Annotated in this window: 12 protein-coding genes; all 12 read right to left on the bottom strand. The window is 39.9% G+C overall.

Annotated elements, in window-relative coordinates; genetic code table 11:
- Positions 1 to 18: 18 nt before the first annotated feature.
- The 12 genes from ABS766_RS04055 to ABS766_RS04000 all read right to left on the bottom strand — a co-directional run bounded on the left by ABS766_RS04055 (position 19) and on the right by ABS766_RS04000 (position 24,458).
- Positions 19 to 840 (bottom strand): SDR family oxidoreductase, encoded by an 822-nt coding sequence (locus ABS766_RS04055; RefSeq protein ID WP_408083841.1) that lies wholly within the window; start codon positions 838 to 840, stop codon positions 19 to 21.
- 224 nt (positions 841 to 1,064) lie between these two features.
- On the bottom strand, positions 1,065 to 2,408 hold the full coding sequence (locus ABS766_RS04050; protein WP_408083840.1) for a family 43 glycosylhydrolase: 1,344 nt from the start codon (positions 2,406 to 2,408) through the stop codon (positions 1,065 to 1,067).
- A gap of 4 nt (positions 2,409 to 2,412) precedes the next feature.
- On the bottom strand, positions 2,413 to 3,984 hold the full coding sequence (locus ABS766_RS04045; protein ID WP_408083839.1) for a glycoside hydrolase family 43 protein: 1,572 nt from the start codon (positions 3,982 to 3,984) through the stop codon (positions 2,413 to 2,415).
- A gap of 10 nt (positions 3,985 to 3,994) precedes the next feature.
- Positions 3,995 to 5,704 carry a glycoside hydrolase family 43 protein gene (locus ABS766_RS04040; protein WP_408083838.1) on the bottom strand — a complete coding sequence of 570 codons (1,710 nt, stop codon included), beginning with the start codon at positions 5,702 to 5,704 and terminating at the stop codon, positions 3,995 to 3,997.
- A gap of 34 nt (positions 5,705 to 5,738) precedes the next feature.
- Positions 5,739 to 8,210 (bottom strand): glycoside hydrolase family 95 protein, encoded by a 2,472-nt coding sequence (locus ABS766_RS04035; protein WP_408083837.1) that lies wholly within the window; start codon positions 8,208 to 8,210, stop codon positions 5,739 to 5,741.
- A gap of 2 nt (positions 8,211 to 8,212) precedes the next feature.
- A complete protein-coding gene (locus ABS766_RS04030) occupies positions 8,213 to 10,582 on the bottom strand; it encodes a beta-L-arabinofuranosidase domain-containing protein (RefSeq protein WP_408083836.1) in 2,370 nt (789 codons plus the stop codon).
- Positions 10,583 to 10,628: 46 nt separating this feature from the next.
- The gene (locus ABS766_RS04025; protein WP_408083835.1) at positions 10,629 to 12,572 is read right to left on the bottom strand and encodes a glycoside hydrolase family 97 protein; all 1,944 of its coding nucleotides are present in this window, start codon (positions 12,570 to 12,572) and stop codon (positions 10,629 to 10,631) included.
- Positions 12,573 to 12,650: 78 nt separating this feature from the next.
- A complete protein-coding gene (xyl3A, locus tag ABS766_RS04020) occupies positions 12,651 to 15,266 on the bottom strand; it encodes a xylan 1,4-beta-xylosidase (RefSeq protein ID WP_408083834.1) in 2,616 nt (871 codons plus the stop codon).
- A 15-nt stretch (positions 15,267 to 15,281) separates the two neighbouring features.
- Positions 15,282 to 17,036, bottom strand: a complete 1,755-nt coding sequence (locus ABS766_RS04015; RefSeq protein ID WP_408083833.1) for a family 43 glycosylhydrolase — start codon at positions 17,034 to 17,036, stop codon at positions 15,282 to 15,284.
- A gap of 201 nt (positions 17,037 to 17,237) precedes the next feature.
- The gene (locus ABS766_RS04010) at positions 17,238 to 18,827 is read right to left on the bottom strand and encodes a RagB/SusD family nutrient uptake outer membrane protein (protein ID WP_408083832.1); all 1,590 of its coding nucleotides are present in this window, start codon (positions 18,825 to 18,827) and stop codon (positions 17,238 to 17,240) included.
- Between the two features lie 17 nt (positions 18,828 to 18,844).
- Positions 18,845 to 21,859 carry a SusC/RagA family TonB-linked outer membrane protein gene (locus ABS766_RS04005; RefSeq protein ID WP_408083831.1) on the bottom strand — a complete coding sequence of 1,005 codons (3,015 nt, stop codon included), beginning with the start codon at positions 21,857 to 21,859 and terminating at the stop codon, positions 18,845 to 18,847.
- Between the two features lie 220 nt (positions 21,860 to 22,079).
- The gene (locus tag ABS766_RS04000) at positions 22,080 to 24,458 is read right to left on the bottom strand and encodes a glycoside hydrolase family 31 protein (RefSeq protein ID WP_408083830.1); all 2,379 of its coding nucleotides are present in this window, start codon (positions 24,456 to 24,458) and stop codon (positions 22,080 to 22,082) included.
- Between the last annotated feature and the right edge of the window lie 104 nt (positions 24,459 to 24,562).

The following is a 24,562-nucleotide window of genomic DNA, read 5'->3' as shown; positions in this document are numbered from 1 at the left end:
AATTTGTCTAAAATAATATTAAACACCGCTCCAGGCATTAAAGCCACCATCAACAAAAATAGTTTCTCCCGAAACGAAAGAAGAAGCGTCACTTAATAAGTATACCAGTGTGCCTTCAAGCTCCTGCGGGTCACCAAGGCGGGAATAAGGTGTGTTGTTTACAAATTTCTGCGCCCTGCTGGTAAAACTTCCGTCAGGATTGGTAAGTAGCGCACGGTTTTGCTCTGTTAAAAAAACGCCTGGTGCTATAGCATTAATACGCACTTTATCTCCATAGCGCAGGGCAAGCTCTGCCGCCATCCATTTTGTATATCCGTCAACTCCGTGTTTGGCTACATTATACCCCATAACCCTTGTTATAGAACGGCTGGCTGCCAGTGAAGATATATTAATTATTGAGCCTTTACCTTTTTCGGCAATGGTTTTGCCAAAAATATGCGTGGGTATTATAGTACCATACAGGTTAAGTTCAATAGCTTTTATAGAGTCACCTACGTTGGCATCAAATAAATTATCATCAGGCCCTATGGTAGCGCCGGGTATGTTGCCACCAGCGGCATTTACAAGCCCGTCTATAGTACCAAAATGTTCTAAAATTTCATTTTTAGCCCTAATTACATCCTCTTTATTCATAACATCAGTAAGTACCGCAATGGCCTCGCCACCTGCTTGTTGTGCCTGTTTAACACGTTCTTCGGCACGTTCTTTATTACGCCCCAAAACGGCAATTTTGCCGCCTGCTTCAGCAATAGCTTTTATAAAAGATTCTCCCAAAACACCAGTACCACCGGTTACCACTATTACTTTTTCTTTAAGTGAAAAAGAGTCTAAAATGCTCATTTATAGTTGTTTGTTTTATTAACGAATAAAATTATTTAAAACTCAATATTACTCCGAAATTTTAGTAATTAAACATTTTTTCAGGGTATTCAGCTAAAACGTATTCGTAAATCTGCCTTCCGTTTTTTACAATCGAAAGGTATTTATATTGATATAGGATAAAAATATGTATACAATGTGATTTATAAACAGGTGGATAACCCCGTAATTTTAATTTCACTGAATTAATTAAAAGATACCCAGTCTACTTGGGCAGTATTATCTCCTTTGGATATTACATAAAGGTTATGTACGCCTGCAGCAAATTTTGTAATTGGTGATGTTATAGTATCCCATTGTTGTATATCGTTTAACTTAACGGTGGCTAATAACGGCCCATCAATAGCATCAATCCGTATTTCTATAGTTGCCCCTTTATCAGCAAGTGCTTTTACAGTTAGTTTTTTTAGCTTTTTACTGCCAAAATCTACGGCATTATACTGTACAAATGCGCCTGCTTTGGCAAAGACTGTTTTCCAGCCTTTAAATGCATCATCATGATTAAGAAAAGCTACAGAAGCCCCACCGCCTATGGCGCTGTAACGGTCTATCTGTATTTCAGTTCTGGCATCGGTTAAACCTACCCCTCGCAATGTTGGGATTACTTTTTTTATGGTCCCATCAGTATTAAATGATAGGCTGTCTATACGCACCGACCGGTTCTTATCAAACTCTGGCGATAAATCGTTATGATGGTAAAACAGGTACCATTGTTTTTTGAACTGGATAACAGAATGGTGGTTTGTCCAGCAGCCTGTAGGTGATTCATCCATTATTACCCCGGTTACAGTAAAAGGGCCAAGCGGGTTATCTCCAACAGCATATTCCAGCCGTTCGGTTTTATTTTCAACATGCGGATAGGTAAGGTAATAGATACCGTTCCGTTCAAAAAGGTAAGGGCCTTCTTTTAGTCCCTTGGTTGGCAAATCTGCTAAAATCACCGGTTCAGAGTCCAGGTCCAGCATGTTTTCTTTTAATTTGGCAGCATAAATATTACCCTGAGACCAATACAGGTACGCCTGCCCGTTTTTATCTATAAAAACATTTGGGTCTATGCCTTTAACGCCTGCAATAGGTTTTTCCTGTGCTTTGTATGGGCCTTCGGGTTTATCTGCTATGGCTACGCCAACTGTAAACCCGCGGGCTACAGTGCTGTCTTTAGGGGTAGAAGGGAAATAAAAATAATACTTGCCATTGCGTTCAATACAATCGGGGGCCCACATGCTAAAGCTGTCTGGTTTTACCCAGGGAACTTTATTTTGTGTTACTACTATGCCGTGATCTGTCCAGTCTGTGAGATTCTCAGACGAAAATACATGGTAATCTTCCATCGAAAACCAGTTTTCATGGTTTTTATTGGTATATGGCGGAATATCATGAGAGGGGAACAGGTACACTTTGTTTCCAAATACCCTTGCAGACGGATCGGCAGAATATTGGTCTCTTATGATAGGGTTTTGTGCCATTGCAATACTATTTGTAAGCAGTATTGCAATGGCGGATAATTTATTTAATTTAAATTTTTTCACACTATTACTTTTTTGAGATGGAATCTTCTATCCTGAAATAATCAAAATCGGCATAGCCTCCTGCATTTTTAGTAGCATAGTTAAATAGCCCAAAGCGATACCCCATAAAATGGGGCAGGGTATACGCCATTTTAAGCGGCGAGCCTATTGTTTTCCAGTTTTTATTGTCAAGGCTGTAATAAAAAATTGCTGTATCTTTTCTATCGGTAAAATTGCACTCTGCTTTAAAATATACAGTGTTTTGGGTTAAGGGCATACGGGCATCTTCAATGGGTTCGCCACTACTTGCATTTATAAAAACTATAAACTTATTTTTACCCTCAGTTTTTACTCCCAGTTGCCCGTAATTTTTTTGCAAAAGGCATAGGCCTGCAAAATCTCCATCGTTACTATGAGATACATCTACAGCGGTAGTGCCGGTACATACCGGGCCAATAGTACGTTGTGTAAGGGTGTTTTTAGCCTGTGTAAGTTCAGTATCTGTCCTGCCTGTGGCTAAACGTAAAAAACCTTTTCTTTTAGTAACTGACCATAATGTATTATCGGGGTTATGGTTCCATTGCCAGACCAATGGCAGGTCGGCCTCTCCTTTTTTTCGTTCAAACTCGTCAGAATGCACAATACCCGGTATTAGTGATTTATTGGCAGGAAGGTTGAGTGTTTCGGGTACTTTTCCATTTTCACCCAATACCGGCCAGTTATCTTTCCATGTAACAGGAACAAGGTAAGGTATACGCCCAACAGCGCCATTATCCCTGAAAAGATACGCATACCAATCGCCATTTGGGGTATCTATAAGCCCACCCTGTGCAACGCCCAAATCCTGTAGACCAAGGCGGCCTTCATAAGGGCCGGTTATTTTATCAGCACGGTGTATCACTACCGTACGCATACCCCCCCTGGGCCATGTTATATTAAACAAATAATATTTTCCATTAATTTTAAACAATTGCGAACCTTCGGCTTTTAGCATAATATTATCCCCGGCAGGTGCGCTGGCTTTTTCAACCACTACTTTTTCTGTTCCCGGTACTATGCCGCTAACATCTGGTTTTAGCTCAACCAAAGTAAGGTTGTCTGTGCCATAGAGCATATATACTTTGCCGTCATCATCAAAAAAAAGTGAATGGTCATGCATAACGGGTTCAAATTCAACAGCCTTCCACGGTCCGTTTTCTATATCTTTTGTGGAATAAACATGTGTTTTACCACTGGTTGCCGCAAAAGTTGATACGTAATATATGCCGTTGTGGTAGCGCAGGCTACTGGCCCACGAACCCCTGCCGTAGGTACTCTGCCCGTTATCAAGGTTCATCGCATCATTATCTACGAGTTCATCATAAGCATAACTCACCAAATGCCAGTTTACAAGGTCGTCCGATTTCATTATCGGTACACCGGGGCTCATGTGCATGGTAGTGCTGCTCATATAATAAACATCACTCACACGAATTATAGACATATCCGGCACATCTGCATAAAGTATGGGGTTGTGTGCCTTGCCCTGTTGGGCAGGCGCACTTGCCGAGAGTAACAGGATTAGCCAGAATAATATTGAATTGCAATTTGATTTCATACCTATAAATTTATGGCTGGATATCATTTTCGGAAGTAGCGTATAAGCCTATAAGGCTGCCTGTAAAACCACCGGCTACATCAGTAGATAATATATCACCTGAAACGGTACCGCCAAGGTTTTTATATTCTTTACCATCAATAGCATAGTTAAAATTATAGTCATCACCATTGGCAGTTACTTTTAATGTAACAGATTTTTCTAAAGTTACCTTTTCGCTGGCTAATAGCTTAGAAGCTCCTTTTTCTGTTCTTTGCAGGACCATATAATAATCATTACCTTTTTTTGTCAGGCCGAAAACATAATTAAATGTTTCACTTTGGTAGCATACCAGCCCGGCAATGTCTTTTTCTGATTTTGGTTTGTACTGCAGGGTTGTTTCAGCGCTGAAAGCGGCATGTTGTTGCCTGTAAAACAGGGTTGATATGGGTGCTTTGGCTTTAATGGTGTTTTCTGAAGGATTTATACGGATACCGTTTTTGTCTTTTACTACAAAATTTTCTCTCCAGTTACGTTCGCCTATCCACCTGTAATCAAGCTTATCAGCAGTAAAATTGTCTGTAAAAGTAAAGTTGCCGTTCGGCATAAAACCGTTTTTACCGGTTTGGTTGGTTACCCCTTCAGGCATTTTTATTATCGGTTTAAGCGGCACCAAGCCATTTTGAAATACCGGGAATTCACCACTCCAGTCAACCGGTAGCATAAAGGTTTCTCTGCCTGTGTTTACGCGTTGTTTCTCATTAGGGCGTACCGCAAGAAACACCCCGTAGTAGTCTCCTTCAGGAGTGTCAACAAGGTCGGCATGCCCGGCCCAGTCTACTTTATTTTTCCTGTCTTTGGCAAAATAACGCTGTGTTAGTATCGGGTTATTAGCGGCAGGTATAAAAGGCCCGGTTGCTTTATCGCTTACAAAAATTACTTCACTATGCCAGCCACCGGTACCACCTTCGGCGCACATAAGATAATAACGGCCGTCTTTTTTATATAAGTGGGGACCTTCAATCCAAATGGGTTTTTGTGTAATATCTACGCCACCATTTACAATAATACGGTCAGATCCCGGTACTACACGGTCGTTTTCCACATCATAATCCCACATTTTAATCACGCGGTGCCCCTGGTATTGTTCGGTGCCTGCGGGGGGTGCATCATTATGCACTAAGTAGGCTTTACCATTATCATCAAAAAACAGCGATGGGTCTATACCGTCAAAAGCAAGTTTTACAGGGTCACTCCAGCCTTTAAGCGGATCTTTTGTTTTTACTACAATATTGCCCATATTACCGGCAATTTCGGTAGTAATCATATAAAAAGTATCGTTATTAGGGTTGTATTTAATATCCGGTGCATATACCCCGCCCGAAATACGGGAGTCTTCTACTTTTAACTGGCTTGGTCTGTCTAATACATGCCCTATCTGTTTCCAGTTTACCAAATCGGTTGAATGAAAAATGGGCACCCCCGGTACCATGGCAAAAGATGAATTTACAAGATAATAGTCATTTCCTTTACGTGTGATACTCGGATCAGGGTAACATCCTTGTAATATAGGGCTGTAAAACTCATTGTCTTTCAGTGGATTTTCTTTATAAATTGCATCATTGCCCTCATAAGTAAATTGTGTGAACAGGGGCATATCTTTTTCCTTGATTTTTTTATTTCCCTGAGCTGACGTAGTTAACGCTGCTAATGCAGAAAAAAGGACTACTATTCTTTTCATTGATTTTTTGAATTTGGTTTATGAAATTTAATTTTTAATTCTGTTGTTTACTAGTTAGGGTATAGGTTTTTCCTGCCTCGGTTTCAAAATCATACGTATAAGTTTGTTTGAGGGTAACAGGGGCAAGGCTTGCCGAAGCAGCAACAAGCGGCTCTTTTATATTTGGTGTTTCAAAAAAGGCATTTGGGTTGTTTCCTTTTGCCGGGTTTAATTTTTGTTTGCCCTTTAGCTGTACCGGGTTAGGTACATTAATACGGCAATTGCCTCCTAAAAGGGATGTAATAGTAATTTCGGTGGCTTTGTTATCTTTCCATGCCAGGCTTACTTCAAAACCTCCGTAAGTTCTTAAGCCGCTAATGCTTCCGTCCTTCCAGGCATCCGGCAGGGCAGGGAGTATGTCTATCTGGCCATTTTGGGTTTGTAACAGCATTTCGGTAATACCAGATGTGCAGCCAAAGTTACCATCAATCTGAAATGGCGGATGGGCATCAAACAGGTTGGGGTAGGTGCCGCCACTATGGCCTGAATTAACCGGATCTACCAGTGTAAGCTGGTCGGTTATAAGTTTTAATGCATGATTGCCATCCAGTAATTTAGCCCATAAATTTACTTTCCATCCCATAGACCACCCGGTTGAAACATCTCCGCGGTGAATAAGAACCGTGCGTGCAGCATCAAAAAGTTTAGGGGTAGTATATGGTGATATCTGGTTGCCCGGAAATAAACCGTATAAATGTGATACGTGCCTATGTTTATCTTCGGGGTCATCCCAATCGCCAATCCATTCCTGCAATTGCCCATAACGGCCAATTTGCATAGGGGGCAGGCGGTCTTTTAATTGTTCAAGTTCAATAGCAAAACCTTTATCCTGTTGCAGTATGGCAGTTGCCTTAATCGTTTTAGAAAATAAATCAAAAACAAGCTGGTTATCCATGGTTGTACCAGCCGAAAGCGCACTGCCCTGGTGCCCCTGCGGTATATTTTCGGGAGATATTGAGGGGCTTACCACAAGCCATTTGTGTGTAGGCTCTTCTATTAAAAAGTCTTTATAAAATTCACAGGCCGATTTTAATACAGGATATACCGATTTAAGGTACGCCACATCGCCACTATAAAGATATTTTTCCCAAAGGTGTTGCGAGAGCCATGCCCCACCCATAGGCCATTGCCCGGCATTTGCAAAATCTACCACTCCGGTTATACGCCAAAGGTCAGTATTGTGGTGGGCTACCCAACCATTGCTGCTATACATTATGCGGGCAGTTTCATGCCCGGTTTCGGCAAGCTCTTTTACCATTTGTACCAGCGGTTCATGCATCTCTGGCAGGTTGCACTTTTCTGCCGGCCAGTAGTTCATCTCTGTGTTTATGTTTATGGTATACTTGCTGTCCCAGGCCGGGTGTATGCTTCCGTTCCATATGCCCTGCAGGTTGGCGGGCTGGCCACCGGGTTGCGAAGAGCAGATTAAAAGGTAACGCCCAAACTGGTAGTATAACGAAACCAGTTCAGGATCATAAGTCGAAGCAAAATTTTTAATCCGCTCATCAGTTGGCCGTTTTGCAGCAGCAGAGGTTCCCAAATCAAAAGATACTCGGTTAAAGTACTTTTGGTAAGCTTTGATGTGGTTGTTTAATAGCTCTGGATAGGGTTTTGCAGCTGAGGTAAGATATCCGTCACATTTTTTTACTTCGTCTTCTGCCAGTTTTTTATAATCGCTAAAATTTGTTGCAATAGAAACCAGTATTACAACTTCATCAGCGCCATGTACTTTTATAGCATTTCCATCAATATTTGTACTCCCGCCAGAATTTATTATGCGTGCACGGGCATTATATTTTACCTGACCCTGTACACCTTCATGTGTGCCTGATATGCCACTCATTTCAAGCGTATGGTTATTTATGGATTTTGATGATTGTGCAAGTTCCCCGTTAAACCCTGCTGTAAAATCAATCATGCCTTTTTTATCAGCAGATAGCTTTATTACAATAACCTGTGCGGGTTGCGTGGCAAAAACCTCACGTGTGTAGGTAATGCCATTAACTTTAAATGATGTAGTAAATAGAGCCTTTTCAATATCCAGTTCCCTGTAATACTCTGTATAATTTTCTGTATCGTTAAATTTCAGGTCAAGGTTGCCTATGCTCTGGTAGGCGGCACCGTGAAACTGGGTTGCGGTTAGCCCTTTGTTAGCCAGTATTTCGGCACGCTTATAATTACCGTTAAAAATATAATAACGGATAGAATCGAGCACCTGCGGCCCATTGGGATTATCGTTTCTGGATGGCCCTCCAGACCAAAATGTAGCTTCGTTAAGCTGGAGCTTTTCATTTACAGGATCTCCAAAAACCATCGCACCCAGCCGCCCGTTACCAATGGGCAAAGCCTCGTTCCATACTTTGGCAGGCTTATCATACCACAGTTTTAGTTTTCCGCTGTTTTGAGAACAACAGGCAAGGCTGCTGAAAACAGCACACAAGAGTGATATATGTTTTTTTAAAGTCACAATTACATAGGTTTATATTCCTGCGTTAGCAGCCGTACTTCTATTATTTTAGCAGTAAAAGCCCTTTCTGCGGCTTTAAATTTAACAGTTAATGTTTCCTGAGATTGTTCACTTTCAGGTAATGGCAGTAACTGGTATTGCAGCGCATGGCCTGATTTTCCTTCCAGTTTTTGAGAAGTTACAGTTTTACCGTTTACTTCTATGCTTAGGGTACGGTTTCTGTCATTATCAAAATAAGCTATATATAAATATTTTGCATTTTTATCGGTGTTACGCATCTGGTAGCTAAACCATCCGCGGGCATCTCTGTAATGCCGGTCTTCCATATATCCGGTAAAAGCATCTTCCATCTTAATAAAATGGTCGGCTTCAGGCTGTTGCTCGCCCAGGGTAACTTCATCTACTGTTATAACATCAAGCTTTCTTTCACGCTCTTCAGCAATGGCTTGCTGCTTTTGCATTTCGCTAACTTTATCTGCATTAGCCTGTGGCCAGTAAATAATATAGCGTTCGGCCTGTATTTTATAAAAAGGCACCAGGTCAAAACCCTTTGAAAATGCCTCCTGATAAATACCATCCAGGTGAAAGGTAAGCGTTTTGTCTTTTATTGGATTTATATGAGTAATTACATTTGAAGTTTCACTTAACAGAATAGGTATATCATTTAAAGGAATTTGGGGTCCACGGGCAACATGTCCGCCACGGCTGTCATCAGCAAAAAGGCCTTCCTGTCCTTCCGTTCCAAAGGGCGCGGCTAAAACTACAGGCCCGTATTTATATGCAAAATAATCAGAGCCATCCGGCAGGCGCTCTGCTGTAAGAGTCATAGGGAGTTTAAATACCACCACATCACCATTCTTCCAATTCCTGTTAACTGAAAAATAACCCATACTGTCAGCTGTTGTTTTTACCTCTTTTCCATTTACCAATACTATTGCTTTACGGGCATCAGTCCATTCGGGGCACCTTAGCTTAAGGGTAAAATTTGCTTTTTTAGGGGTATTTATTGTAAACGTTGTTTCCGGTATTTCGGGAAAATTATTTTTCTGGGTAACTTTAATGTTTTTTCCGGCCCAGTTTAGCGTAGAGGGTATAAACAGGTTTACATACAAGTCATTGTCAGTATGTGCATAAATCATCTCGCCATACTTGGCGTGGTTTTCCATCCCGGAGCCTACACAGCACCAAAAGCTGGTATCTGGCTGGGAATATACCCTGTAATGACCCGGGCGCATGGGAGTAAAATAAACAAAACCGCCTTCTTCGCTATTTTGGGTGGTAAGTATATGGTTATAAAGGGCTTTTTCGTAATAGTCTATATATGAAGCTTGCGGGTTAGTACCATATAACTCCTTAGTAAGTTTGAGCATATTATAAGTATTGCAGGTTTCAGGGCCTTCAACACTTTTAACCATGCCCGAAAAATCATCAACCGGGTTAAAATGCTCACTAATACTATTGCCACCTATTGCTACCGAACGTTTTTGCGTTACATTACTCCAAAAAAACCGGGCAGCATCAGCCCATTCTGTATTGTGGTCTAAATCGGCTATACGTTTAAAACCTACCACTTTTGGTATTTGCATATTAGCATGTAACCCCGTTAGGCTGTCTTTATGGTTTATAAGCGGATAGAGTAGTGCATGGTGCGAAAATTTTTTGGCGAGTTCCAGGTATTTAGTATCACCAGTAATTACATAAACATCGGCAAAAATCTCATTTAAGCCGCCATGCTCGCTACGCAGCATATCCTGTATCTGTTCTTCTTTAAGCGCCTTAATTTCATTAGCCATCCAATCGGTAAGTTTTACAAGTACATGTTTCGCTTTTTCATTACCGGTGTATAAATAAGCATCACGCAGTCCGGCATAAGTTTTATGTATGTTATAAAGCGGCACCCACCTGTCATTCAGCCCAAAGCTATGTGCTTTAATAGTACCAGAGGCAATTTGCTGCCATATAATTTTACCGTCAGGAATACCACCAACATACCCATTGCCGTTGGCCTTTTGGCAACGCTCAAGCTCACCAATCATATAGTTAACCCTGCGCAATAGCTCCTGGTCTCCGGTAGCGGCATACATTAGTGATAGCGCCGAAATGTAGTGCCCGCCAATGTGGCCATCTAACCCTGTGCTTTCCCAGTTGGGGTAGTTTTCTTCCTTTGGTGCCAGGCCGGCATCTTTTAAGTAAGGTGCCAAAAGCCTGTCCGGGTCCATTTTTAAAAGATACGCTTTGTCTTTTTCCTGTGCGTTGCTAAAAACACTTTCTAAAAGGCGTACCTCTTTTAAATTAAAGTATTGTATAGTGTTTTGCTGGGCATAAGCCGCACAGCTTAAAAGCAGCAGGGCAATTATATTTTTTAACGGCATTTTTTATAGTTTTTAATGGCAGTAGTCAGGATATTTTCTTTAAAGCTTATCTGAGTATAAAACCTCCTTTTGGCTGAATTTCAATATCTGCTTGTCCGTTATTTTTTATTTTTATTTCCTTTGTATAGGTTTGGCTGTCTTTGTCGTCACTAATCAATTGTACGGTTTTACCCGCAAGCATAGGGAGATTTATTTTTAGTTTTAAGGCTTTTTGTTCTGCATTTACCCCGGCAACATACCAGCTTTCGCCATGCCTGCGGGCAATAACGCAGTATTTACCGGGATATCCGTCAATATAAAGTGTTTCGTCCCAGGTGGTAGGTACCTGCTTTACAAAATCCAGCTCAAAGGCTGGTACATCAGTAAGGTTGTTGGGGGTAATACCAAACATTTGCACAGGGTTTTGAAATAATACAGCAGTAGCAAGCTGAAAAGCATCGGTGGTGAGCCTCTTATTTTTCTCTTTATTACTTTTTGTAAGGTATTTATTAAGCAGTACACCACCAAACTCCATGCTGCCAACCGTATTTCTTATAAATGGATGGAGTGAGGCAAAAAATGCTTCTGATTCCCTTACATTTTGTGAAAAAATAAGCATTTCAGATGCCAGTACAGCTTCACTGCCCACATAATTAGGATACATTACTTCCCAACCTCTTGGTAGTGTGGTACCATGAAAAAATATCATCAGGCCATATTCGTTAGCATCAGAAAGTATATCTTCATACAACCTCATGGTTTCCTGTTTGTCTCCGCCAAAAAAATCAACTTTAAGGCCTTTTACACCCACGTCTCGCAACCATTTCATTTCATCTTTACGTGCAACAGAAGTATTCATCCTGTTTCTTGGCCCTACGGGGGCATCGTTAAACGGGCCATTGGAGTTATACCACAGCAATACATCAACACCTTTAGAGTGCGCGTATTGTATTAGTTCTTTCATTCGTTCTTTACCAATATTTGCATCCCATATTGCATCTATAAGTATATATTCAAATTTTAAGTTAGCGGCAAGATCTATAAAAGTAACCTGGTCTTCATAGTTCATGCTGGGGTCTTGCCATATAATCCAGCTCCATGTAGCTTTACCAAAATCATATTGTTTAGAGGGTTCATAAAGCGGGTCAACCACATCAAACGGTATGGTGGTTTCTACAATCGGTTTCGGGTTGTCGCCAACAGTTATAGTTCTCCATGGAGTTACACCCGGTAGGGCCAATGCAGCGCCTGTACTGCCAAAACCGTTATTTTGTTTCGGGTTAGGGTATTCAATAGTATATAACCCGCCGTTTCCGCCATCGCTTAAATGCGAGGCACAGTAAAGGCTGCTTACACCTGTTTCAGATAACAGTACCCACCCGTTTTTACCCACATGAAACAATCCGGGGAATACATAGCCTTCTTTACCTGAAGTTGTTTTACCAATAGGGGCATCTGCCTCATAACCGCTTTCATAACTGGGGGCAGACCGAGCAAAACCACCCATTGGCGCCATCATAGGAGAGAGGAAAGTGGTAGTGGCAGCAGGAAATTTAAATCCTGTGGCCTCTTTTTCAACCACGCAGGTAAGGCGCTCACCCCAGTTTGGTAGCTCGTAACGGAATGCAATATTATTATTGCTTACCTGAAAAACAATTTTTATTTTTTGCTGTTGTGCATTTTCAAACACGCAGGCCAGCTTGTTTGCGTTGTACTGTACTTCAGATTTTTTAATTTTTGCGTTGGTATATGTTTTTTCAATAGTACCTTTTTCTTTATTTAAAAATTTCATGTCCGATGAAAAATCGCCTTCATTAGTGTAAAGCCCCAAAGGAGAATTTTCGAGCATGGTAACATTATTATACGTTACCTTATATACGGGTTTACCATCGGTAACAGTTATATCAACCCTTGTTTGTTTATCAGGGCTGAAAACACTGGCATCCTGGGCAGATACCTTATAGGTGAACTGAAGAAGAAAAAGTAATAGCAAAAAAGAAGAAGCTTTCATAATTTTTATTGATTGTTGCTGAGTAAGGTTGTTTAAAAGTGTAACTGATTTTATAACAGGTTTTACCAGGGCATTACCTTAATTTACAGTGATTTTAATTGTTTTGAGATCTTTTTGTGCAGAACTTGTTCCATACAATATTTCATATTCACCCGGCATCACTGTTAATTCCTGTATGTTGTCATTCTCATTATAAAAGGCAAATGCCGTGTATGGCAGTTCTATTACTGCATCAGTGGTTTTACCTGGTTTTATTTCTACTTTTTTAAATCCTTTCAGGGTTTTTAGCGGGCCATTTACATCGCCTGTTTTATGTATATATACCTGAACCAATTCAGTACCATTGCGCTTTCCGGTATTGCTAACCGGCACCGTCAGGCTCAGGGTTTCATCTTTTTTAATTTTTGATGAGGAGAGGCGCGCTTTACCTACAGAAAAGCTTGTATAACTAAGCCCATATCCGAACTGAAAAAGAGGATCGTCCATAAAACGGTATGTTCTTCCTTTCATAGAATAATCTTCAAAATCATCAGGAATCTGTTTCATGCTTTTATAAAAAGTTATAGGCAATTTCCCTGATGGGTTAAAATCGCCAAACAGTACATCGGCTACTGCCTGTCCTCCTGATTCTCCACCGTACCATGCCTGTAATATGGCATCACAACTTTGTGTTTCGGGCATAAGCGCTATTGCCGAACCGGAACAGTTTACAAAAATTACTTTTTTACCCGCAGCTTTTAATGCTTTTAAGCAATTGCGCTGTACTTCCGGCAATTCAATATCTGTGCGGTCACCGCCTTTAAAACCGGGATAGGAAACAGGCATTTCTTCTCCTTCAAGCAGGGTAGAAAGCCCGCCTGCAAAAATTACCGTATCAATACCTTTTAGTTTATTTATAAGCACTGTAAAGTCAATATCTACTTCCTTACCAAAATCAAATTCAAGGTTGGCCTGCCAGTTGTTAAGCTGGGCATAGCGTATTTCAATTTTATAGGTTTTCCCTTTTTCAACATTATAAGGAATGCGGGTAGGCAATGTGCGCCAGTTGTTATACTTTGCAATTGACTCATTGTTTATAAATAACTCAAAATAACCTGTTACGCCTACTTTAAAAACAATTTCCTCTGTTTCTGGGGCTTTAAATACTGTTTCATAAAGTCCGGAAAAACCTTCTAATTTTACACCGGAAGCAAATTCATGCTGACCTGCGGTTGTAAGCTTTAGAGGATCTGAAATCTGTACGCTGATTGCAGGATTACCACTTCGATCCGGGTTATTCCAATACGTAGCTTTAAAACCTGTTTTACCATTAAAAGCAGCCCTTTTAAAATAACTTTGCGTTAGTTTATTTTCTACAAGGTCACAAGCTTTATCATAAACTACACTCCCTGCAGGTAATTTTGATTCTATTCCATTCAATATGGTTATTGTCCTTACGGGCTTACCGTTATAATTTCCCCATAGCATGGGGGCATTATCGGCATTTGGGCCAATAACGGCTATTTTTTTGGCAGATTTATTTAAAGGCAGTATAGCATTATTATTTTGTAGCAATGTCATAGACTGTCGGGCCATATCAAGTGCCATCTGGCGGTGCTCTTCATTATTTACAACAGACATAGGTATCTGTGCCCACGGCACCTGTGCCTCTTCATCAAATTCGCCAAGTTCAAAACGCGCTTCAAGCACGCGCATAAGGTGTTTGTCTACTTCTTGCTCAGATAACAAACCACGGGATACGGCTTCTGGCAAATGTTCATAAGCATAGCCCTGCCACACACACTCAACATCTGTACCGGCTAAAGTGCCTTTTGCGGCAGCATGTACAGCATCAGAAGATACTTTATGGGAGGTATAAAAATCGGTTACGGCGCCGCAATCAGATACCACAAGATATTTAAATCCCCATTGTTCCCGCAATATAGTTTGTAAAAGCCTGCTACTGCTGCAACAGGGCTCGTCATCAAGGCGTTGGTAGGCACACATTACCTGGCGCACGTCAGAATCCTTTACAAGCGATTTGAATGCCGGCAGATAGGTTTCCCATAAATCACGTGGGGCTATATTATTAAGATTCAATTCGTGGCGGCTCCATTCAGGCCCGGAGTGTACTGCATAATGTTTGGCACAGGCCAGCAGTTTTCTGTATTTGGCATCTTCAGGCCCCTGAAGCCCCTTTACTACGGCAACTCCCATAAGGGATGTTAAATAAGGATCTTCTCCATAGGTTTCCTGGCCGCGCCCCCATCGGGGGTCGCGAAAAATATTAACATTAGGTGTCCATACCGAAAGGCTTAAAAAACGTTTATTCTCTTGCCCGTTGCGCAGGGCATTGTGATATTTTGCACGTGTTTCGTCAGATACAGCGTCAAAAATACTGTATACCAAATCATTATTAAATGATGCTGCCATACCTATAGGTTCCGGAAAAACAGTAACACTGTCATTATTGGCAAGGCCATGCAGGGCTTCGCTCCACCAGTTAAACTTTTTTATGCCCAGCCGGGGTATGGCCGGAGACTGGTCAAACATAAGGGAGGCTTTTTCTTCAAGAGTAAGCCTTGAAATAAGGTCTTTTGCCCTTTCTTCAAATGAAAGACCGGGGTTTTGGTAAGGTAGCTGCTGTGCCGTGACAGTTGCCAGGGCAGATAAAAAAAGAACTGAAAAAAGCCAATACCGTTTTACTGTAAACATATGTTGTATATTACTTTATAAAAATTTCCACCAGTCAAAATCAAATAAATCACCATCAGCCCCCTTAAAAACAAAATAAACATCGTGTATGCCCTTTGTTTTATTTACTTTGCATGAAACAGTTTCCCATAAATTACCTTTTTTTTGTTTAACAGTACAGGTGCCTATTAGTTCTCCATCTATACCATCTAAATGAATTTCGATAGTTCCACCGCTTATTCCCAATACTCCTGCTTCAAATTTTCTTGCGGATTTTGAAAAGTTTACATCACGTACTTTTATATAATCTCCACTATTAATATCGGTAACATATACACCTGTTTGTGTATTTGCTTTTGTTTCTATACCTTTTTCCCATGCAATGGTTTCGGCTTCCTGCCTTATAAAAGGGTTTAGGGTCCCCACACCTGTTTTAAGGCCGGGAGTAGGGGCAAGGCGTGGTAAAGATCCATCAGGGTTAAATGTAATTTCATCTACACAAACAGACCGGTTAAAACCACCACCGCCCGGTAATGCACCATTGTGGTAAAAAAAGAACGTATGGCCTTTATAATCTGCCATAGCAGGGTGGTTGGTAAAAGCACCCCCGTCTTTTATTATGGGCATAATGGTATCACGATATACCCATGGGCCAGTCGGACTTTTAGCGGTAGAGTAGGCAAGGTGCTCCGGCACACCGCCTGCCGGGTATAATAAATAATAAAGGCTGTTTCTTTTATACAACCACGGACCTTCTTCGTATGTAGTCTGTCTCTTTTCGGTGCTGTTTTCTGTACTTTTTATTTTTGCTGAAAACCATTCTTGTTTATCTGTGGGCACCTGCCGTATGCCTTCTTGTGTATTATAAGACATAAAATCTTTCTCAAGGTTTACATACCAAAGCTCATTTTTTCCCCACACCAGGCAGGCCTGCCCGGCATCATCAAAAATAACGGTGGGATTAGCTCCCGCAGTATCAAAATGATTAGAAATAAAAGGCTTACCTAAAATATCTTTATAAGGGCCAATGGCTTTATCAGACTGCCCCAAAGCAATAGTGTTTTTCCCGCTTGTTTTATCTTTAGCAGTTACAAACCAGTAATATTTATCATCGTATTTGTTTTTTATAGCATGTGCATTTAAAGGATTAACAGAAGCAGCCCATTTAAAAGTGTTTTCTGCATTACGAACTCTATATTTAAAACTTTCTCCTGTTAAAGGCACTTTTACTACACCTGTGTCTTTGTTAAAAGAAACCATATCTTCATTAAGTTTTACATAATAAAGATTTGGGTTCCCCCAATATAGGTAAGCCTGCCCATCATCATCTATAAAAACTGTAGGATCTATATCCCCCCAGGCATTTGCTATAAGTGGTTTACCTAAAGCATCTTTAAAAGGGCCGTCAGGCCTGTCTGATACTGCTACGCCAATAGACATCCGGTTTAATTTCTTGTCGTTAAGGCACACGTACCAGTAAAATTTTCCGTTTCGTTCTATGCATTGCCCTGCCCATGCATCTTTTTTAGCCCAGCTAAAAGTATCTACTGATAGTGGAGATCCTTTATCTGTCCAGTTAACCATATCTGTAGTGGCATAAACATGCCAGTCTTTCATAGTAAACCATGTGGAATTGTCTTCATCATGCCCGGTATAAAGAAAGAGTGTATCCTTATGTACTAATACGGCAGGATCAGCCGTATAAATGGTTTGTATAATAGGATTTTGAGATCTTGCAGGCAATAGAAACAGTAATTGAATTACAAGAAAAAAGTATGAATGGACTTTCATTTTTATATATTAATTCAAAAAAGTGTATATAACTATATCGTTATATATAATGGTTAATATGACTACAAGTGTACTTTCAAAAATAATAAAAAACAAATTATTATGGCAGAAAGTTCTAAAATATACCCTTACTTATTATAAAAGAAAGTCTACAGTAATAATTCTGTAGACTTTCATACTAACTAAACTCTACTTTAGTCACTAATATCCCGGATTCTGAACCAAGTTGCTATTGGTTAACATAACACTATATGGTACAGGATAAAGTTTTTTGGTATCATCTGATGCGTCATGAGAAAACCATGACTTTGTAGTAAAGACCCCGAAACGAATCATATCCTGGCGGCGGCGGCCTTCCTGGCAAAACTCCCAGCCAAGTTCATCTAAAAAGCGTCCATACATAATATCAGCACCACCTTCATGGGTTTCAGATGTATTGTCCCTTCGTCCGTAATCATAATTACTGCCCATGGTAAGTTGCTGGTCGGTTACAATAGCATCATTAGCATCATCAAAATCTCTCATGCGTACTTCGGTAACTAATGCCCCGGCGCCTGATTGTCCGGAGCGCATTAATGCTTCTGCTTTCATAAGCAGTATATCTGCATACCTGAATACAGGAAAGTCATTACCAAGGCGATTGGTACAGCCTATTTTATATTCAAATTTGCCCCAACGGTACCCGTCATCTTTATCAGATTCGTCTATTGAGGGTACCGAGTTGGTGTAGTTTATAGTTAAAGGGTCGCCTGTACGTGTATATTGCTGTCCCTTTATATAATTTTGCTGCAGCCTTTTATCATTAGGATGAAACGATTCTATAAACTGTGGTACAGCACATACGCCACCCCATGGAGAGAAAACCATATCATAGGTTTTTTGGTTTTCCTGTGCAAGGGTATACATGTGGAAATCAAAAGCATTCCAGTCTGTTACATATTTTTCATCCATAGGAAGTGCAAATATGATTTCTTTTGAATCCTGATTTTCTGTGATGAATATATTTTTCTGATTTGCTTCCAGTAAATAATTACCTGAAGCAGTAACAATATCACATTCATCAATACATTCCTGCCACATCGGTTGTCCCCTCCATACTTCAGCGTTAAGATACATTTTGGCAAGTATAGTATGGGCAACCCACTTATTCATACGTCCGTAATAGTAACCCCTTGCTTCATCCGAAAGCAAATCTATATTATCGTTAATTTCAGAAATAATAAAGTCAAAAACTTCTGCCCGGGTAGATTGTACCGGCAAGCTTGTATCGGCATAATCTGTTGCAATAGGCACATTGCCATACAGGTCAACCAGTAAGTAATAGTAAGAAGCCCTTAATACTTTAAGTTCTGCAATTAATGCATCGCTGGTTTCCTGGTCTGGTAATACAATTACGCCTTGCTCAATTTGGTAAAGTAATCGGTTTACGGTATTAATACCCTCAAAAGTGCGACTCCAGGGTTGTAGCGTACTGTCATCATTAGTTGTCCAGGTGTGCTGATGCCATCTTTTATATATATATCCATCTATCCAGCCTATACCAATCCGTGCAGGTATAACATCTTGGTCTGCACTTAATTCCTGTGCCCTTACAATACCATTCCATAATAAAATGGTTTTACGCCACGGTATATACGCAGCATTAACCAGTGAACTTATGTCACTCTCGGTTTCAGGTTGAAAGTTTTCACTCACAACACTTCCATAACTGTCATCATAAAGTTCAGTACACGAAGTTGTACTTAACAACAGTGCCATCGCGGCTCCTAATATTATTTTATTTGTTTTCATCACAGTTTTTTTAATTATTAAAATTGGGCACTCAATCCTATCGCAAATGTTCTTATGGTAGGGAATTTTTCACGCCTGTCAACACCCGGGTCAAGCCCGGAGGTACTTACTTCAGGATCAATACCTTTATAACCTGTAATAATAAAAGCATTATTAACAGATCCATAAAAACGTAAAGAATTAATGGCTTTTGTGTTGAGTTTATTTACAGTATACCCCAAAGTAATGTTATCGATTTTCCAATAGTCGCCATCTTCTACATAATAGCTGTTAAATTCAGCCTGCACCTCCGGGCTTAATGTGGTTTTTCCGAAAATTTTATCATTAACTGAGGTAAGGCGGTTATCCCTGTAACCATTTTGTGTACCTTCAAAATTCATACGGGCTTCATTAATAACCTGATAATTAAAAGCACCCCGCATATTTACCGTAAAATCAAAACTTTTATATCTTATTGTATTATTAAATCCTGCATACCACTTAGGTATACCGTTACCAATATAATGCCTGTCTTCAGGAGCATGGGTAAAGTCATCGTAAGGTACCCTTTGCCCGTTACGGTCTTCATATATCCATTTGCCGTCATTATCAACATCTACTACTTTAAAGCCATAAAAATTACCAATAGACTGTCCTACCTGCACCCTGTGAGAGCTGGTAACTTGCCCTTCATAGCCAACAGAACCTGTATCAAAATAATCATACTCTGTTTTAAACACACTTCCGTTAAGGCTCTTAAGCTTATTTTCATTTGTAGAATAGGTAACGGTTGTGGTCCAGCTAAAATCATCAGTCTGAATGGGTGTAGCATTGATAAGCACTTCAATACCTCTATTCACCATATTACCACCATTTGCCATTATTGTTGGGTAAAGGTTAGGAGGCATAGGTACATTATAAGAATATAGCAAACCAACCACATCCCTGTTATATGCATCTATAGAACCGGAAAGGCGCCCACCTAATGAGGTAAAGTCTAATCCTATATTAGTTTCTCTTTTTTCTTCCCATTTAAGATCCGGGTTTGGGTTAGAGGCAGGTACAATTGTACGTATCCATTCACCATTTACATAAGCATAATCACCATATTTTAACATAGCAGGGCCTAAAAAAGATGCAGAAGGCTGAGAACCCGTAACCCCATAACCAACGCGTAATTTAAGGTCATCAAATATTTTCTGGTCTTTCATAAAATTTTCATTAGATATTCTCCAGCCAACAGATGCTGCAGGAAAAGTTCCCCACGCATTATCAGTACCCCAAAGCTGGCTTGCACCTTCGTGCCTTACACTTGCCATAAGCAGGTATTTATCGTCAAAAGCATAGGTAGCACGGGTAAAAAAGCTTATAAGGTTAGTTTTCCATTTTCCTGAACTCATACCTGCAAAACCTTGCTGTAGTGCATTACCTACGCCTATATTATGCCACCCACCAAAATAATCATCCTGAAATCCATAGTTATTCATGCTCCATGATTCCCCACCGTTAGATATATAGCTGTAACCACCCAGCAGTGAAAATTTATTTTTTCTTAATGTTTTATCATAAGTAGCTGTTAGTTCCATTTGCTTTTCAGTGTCAGTATATCCACCAATAAATGAGTTACCTGCAAAACCATCACGAACATTTGAAATATGGTTTAACGTTTCAGAATACCCGTTTGTGCTTGGCTGCCTCCTTAGGGAAAAATTTCCGTTAAGCGTAAGGTCTTTTATAGGGTTATAGGTTATTGTCCCTGTGTAACGCATTTCGGTAGTTTTTACATTTCCGTTAGATTCATTTATTAATGATAACGGATTTTCATAGCCTAATTTACTAAGGTTTTGGTACCATGTGCCATCAGCATTTCTAATAGGGTCGGTTGGATTGTAGCGCATAGCCTGATAATAAATCCAAGGCCTGAAACTTGATCCTGCACCTGTTGAGGTATATTGGTTATCCCTGCTTAGTAATGAAAAACGTAAATGTAATTTATCATCAAACATTTTATGGTTTACCTCAATCCTGCCGCGTAATGTTTTGTTATCTGATTTTAAAAATATACCTTCCTGATAATTATAGTTAAGGTTAGCTATATAATTGGTTTCAGAATTTCCTCCCTGCATGGTAATGTTATGCACATGTACTATAGGTGTACGTGTTATTTCGTCAAGCCAGTTTGTATTTGCGCCATTATCAGCCTCAGGATATAATTCTCTAAATTGCTCAGCATTTAAAAAATGAAGTTTTCTTGAAATTTGAGAAGTACTTACATAACCAGTATATTCTACCCTGTTTATTTTTGCGCCAGTGGCTTTTTTTGTTGTAATAAGTATAACGCCGTTAGTACCCCTAACACCGTATATTGCAGCGGCTGATCCGTCTTTTAATACATCAATACGTTCTATATCTTCTGGGGCTACAGTATTTAGCCAACCCGGTACACCGTCTATAAGTACCAATGGGTCTGTATATGCGCCTGATAAAGTGTTGTTACCTCTTAATTTTATAGAGGTAGTAGCTGTTGGGTCGCCTGTAGGGTTGGTAACAGCAAGGCCGGCCACTTTGCCTTGTATTAACTGCCCCGCATCTCTAACCTGCCCCTGGGTAAATTTATCTGACTTTACACTTGCTACAGCACTTGTTACATCACCGGCTTTTTGCTTACCATAACCAATAACAACAACTTCATCCAGCGTTTTAGAATCTTCTTCTAAAATAACATTAATCACAGTATTGTCTTCAATTGCAATTTCCTGTGGACTAAACCCCACAAAACTTATTTGTAATACATCACCGGGAGATGCCATTATCGTAAAATTACCCTCAATATCTGAACTGGTTATGGTTTGGGTCCCCTTAACTCTTATGTCTGCTCCCGGTAGTGGTAAACCCTGTTTATCTGTAATAGTACCTTTTATGGCCTGCTGATAATAGACCGAGGCAGATGAGCCGCCCGCTTGTGCAGTAAAAGGCAAACTAAGTAACATTAATAACAGCATAATTGCTGTAGAAAATGTTATGGAGTAATAGAATTTGTAAAATTTGCTCATAATTATTGTGCGTTTTTAAAGTAGGTTAAATTGTTTTTACAACAGATGCCTATTTTACGAATACGTTTTCGTGAACTAGGTAAATTTTTTTTATGAATCATTTAAATCATACGGAAATAATTTTGGTTAACATTAAAATATGAAGGCTGTAAAAGATAGCCTTCATCCATATAATATGGATGAAAGCTTTTGTTGTATTGAGATTTTAGTTTAATATAAATTAGAACTTTACTTTACTGTTCTTACCATTATAAGTCACTTCTTTTTTGGCGCCGGAAGGCAGGACAATAACAAATTTCCTGTTTTGTATCATTCCGTTAAATGAGCCTTTACGATCAGAAATCTTCAATGTTTTTGAAGCATCATTCCAGGTAAATTTTATTTCCGAATAAGCGCCCTTTTCATAATTATAATTGTCAAATTCATCTTCATAAAGAATAAAAGTTCCATCTGCCCCCGGATATACCCTTATTTCAAGGTTATCCCATTTTTTTTCGGTAGCATATTGCACATCAGGGCCAATTGGCAGTATAGAGCCACCTTTAATATATAATGGTATGATATCCAGGGGAGTTTCTTTGCTTACAGTGCTCCCTCCCAAAAATTTTTCACCTGTCCAGAAGTCATACCAGTTTATGCCCGTTGGCAGGTAGGTTTGCGTAGACTTTACATTCGTAAAATCTTCTACCATAACTTTGTTTTGTGAGTTACCAGATTCTTTAACATACATTGGCTCAGTTACAGGGTTTACAAGTATGGATTTTCCAAAAAGGTATTCATTAGTTATTTCCCAGGTTTTTTTATCATCCTTAAAATCCATCATCAATGCCCTCATCATAGAAGAGTTGTTGGCTGTTATAGCTCTTGATTCGGAATATATATAAGGCAACAGGCTATAGCGTAGTTTTATAAATTTTTCTATAGCATCATAAACATTATCCCCTTTTTTACCAAACTGATAAATTTCGCGCGGGGCATCTGCACCGTGTGAGCGCATCATTGGGCAAAAAGCACCAAATTCAACCCAGCGTGTGTAAAGTTCACGATATTCAGGGTCTTCTATTTTTCTTCTGAATTTACCCAGGAAAAAGCCACCTATATCGCTGTTCCAATAGGGTATGCCGCTAAGCGAGAAGTTAAGCCCGGTTGGAATTTGATTTGTAAGTGTTTCCCATGATGAGGTAACATCACCAGACCATGTATTGGCCCCATAACGTTGCTGGCCTGCAAAGGCTGACCGGGTAAGAATGAAGACGCGTTTATCTGAAATGGCTTTGCGCTGATGCTCATATACACCGCCTACAGTCATTAATGGGTAAGCATTGCGCACTTTTCTGAAAGAACCTAAATAGGTTTCAGTATCATAATCAGCCGGCTTTGCATCCAGATGGTCGGGCTCGGTGGAATCCATCCACCACCCATCGATTCCTTTATTTAATAGTGTACTTGCATATTTCCAGTATATATCCCGCGCTTCAGGGTTATAGGCATCATATACCCTAACCCCTGAAGGATAATCGCGGTTTGGGGGCCATTTATCTGATCCGGACTGCGGCCAGGTAGCAAAATTAAATAACATCCCCTTTTCATCTAATTCACGGTATTGTTTAGTTTTAGGGCCAAACGAAGACCATATTGATATTATTATATGCGCATTCATGGCATGTATATCATCAGTCATTTTTTCGGGGGCCGGAAACTCAGCATTAAGAAAGTCCATTGCGTTCCACAGGTAATTGCTTCCCCAGTATTGCCAGTCTTGTATAATGCCATCCAGAGGAACGCCCAGTTCCCGGTATTTTTTTACAACATCTACAATTTCAGTCTGACTTTTATAACGCTCTTTACTTTGCCAAAACCCAAAAGTCCATAAAGGAAACATTGGAGCCGTTCCTGTTAACTCCCTCATCTTGCCTATAACACCATCAGAGCTGTTACCATACATAAAATAGTAGTCTACACTATCTCCTACGTCAGATTTAAACGTAGTCATATCCGTATTATCAGTAAAATCAGTAGGGGAGTAGTTATCCCAAAACAGGCCATAACCTTTTATGGATTGAAAAAAAGTGATAGCATCTTCTGTATTGCCTTGTTCAAGGCGATATTTTTGATTACGCTGGTTTAAATTACCTCTTTGGTGTTGCCCCAAGCCATAAATAGGCTCATCTTTATCTAAAATAAAAGATTGCGACACAGTATACGTGTTATTACCGGCATCATTAAATGGTGTAAAGGTTACACCATTTGGTTGTTCTTTTAATAAAGGATTTCCCGAAGCCGTTGCAAACGAAATATCACCCGACTCCAGGTTTAGCATTATATTTAAGTCTTTGGATGTTAAGGTAACAGTGTGGCCTTTTTGACGGGTTGAAAAGTTTGTTTTTTCCGGCCTTAAAATAACCGATAAACTTTCTTTTTTTAAAGGCTTACCCCCAGGTGTTTTAATTATCCTGGCTATAGAAGGCGAATAAAACTGTATTTCTGTCTGGTTGCCGCCTATATCTGCTTTAATTCCCTTATCTGTTTTTTGGAAAGATTGCGCATAGGTGCCCGCATTAAAAATTATGAAAACAAATAATAAATAGATAAACTTCATTTTTATGAATTAGTGGTTATTGTATAAACATCTATAATATACTACATCGTTATAGTGTTGAGAGCATAGTTATTTCTGTAGTGATAAAAGTAAAATAGTTGATG

Origin of the sequence: Flavobacterium rhizosphaerae (assembly GCF_046000445.1) — a bacterium.
Lineage (GTDB): Bacteria > Bacteroidota > Bacteroidia > Flavobacteriales > Flavobacteriaceae > Flavobacterium > Flavobacterium rhizosphaerae.
The sequence above is the reverse complement of the archived record's forward strand: the minus strand, read 5'-3'. Positions and strand labels throughout refer to the sequence as shown.

What these genes read in the sequence shown, in the direction of transcription:
- ABS766_RS04015 (WP_408083833.1), bottom strand. Translation starts at nt 17,036, where the DNA reads ATGAAAGTCCATTCATACTTTTTTCTTGTAATTCAATTACTGTTTCTA.
- xyl3A (WP_408083834.1), bottom strand. Translation starts at nt 15,266, where the DNA reads ATGTTTACAGTAAAACGGTATTGGCTTTTTTCAGTTCTTTTTTTATCT.
- ABS766_RS04055 (WP_408083841.1), bottom strand. Translation starts at nt 840, where the DNA reads ATGAGCATTTTAGACTCTTTTTCACTTAAAGAAAAAGTAATAGTGGTA.
- ABS766_RS04030 (WP_408083836.1), bottom strand. Translation starts at nt 10,582, where the DNA reads ATGCCGTTAAAAAATATAATTGCCCTGCTGCTTTTAAGCTGTGCGGCT.
- ABS766_RS04040 (WP_408083838.1), bottom strand. Translation starts at nt 5,704, where the DNA reads ATGAAAAGAATAGTAGTCCTTTTTTCTGCATTAGCAGCGTTAACTACG.
- ABS766_RS04000 (WP_408083830.1), bottom strand. Translation starts at nt 24,458, where the DNA reads ATGAAGTTTATCTATTTATTATTTGTTTTCATAATTTTTAATGCGGGC.
- ABS766_RS04005 (WP_408083831.1), bottom strand. Translation starts at nt 21,859, where the DNA reads ATGAGCAAATTTTACAAATTCTATTACTCCATAACATTTTCTACAGCA.
- ABS766_RS04010 (WP_408083832.1), bottom strand. Translation starts at nt 18,827, where the DNA reads ATGAAAACAAATAAAATAATATTAGGAGCCGCGATGGCACTGTTGTTA.
- ABS766_RS04045 (WP_408083839.1), bottom strand. Translation starts at nt 3,984, where the DNA reads ATGAAATCAAATTGCAATTCAATATTATTCTGGCTAATCCTGTTACTC.
- ABS766_RS04025 (WP_408083835.1), bottom strand. Translation starts at nt 12,572, where the DNA reads ATGAAAGCTTCTTCTTTTTTGCTATTACTTTTTCTTCTTCAGTTCACC.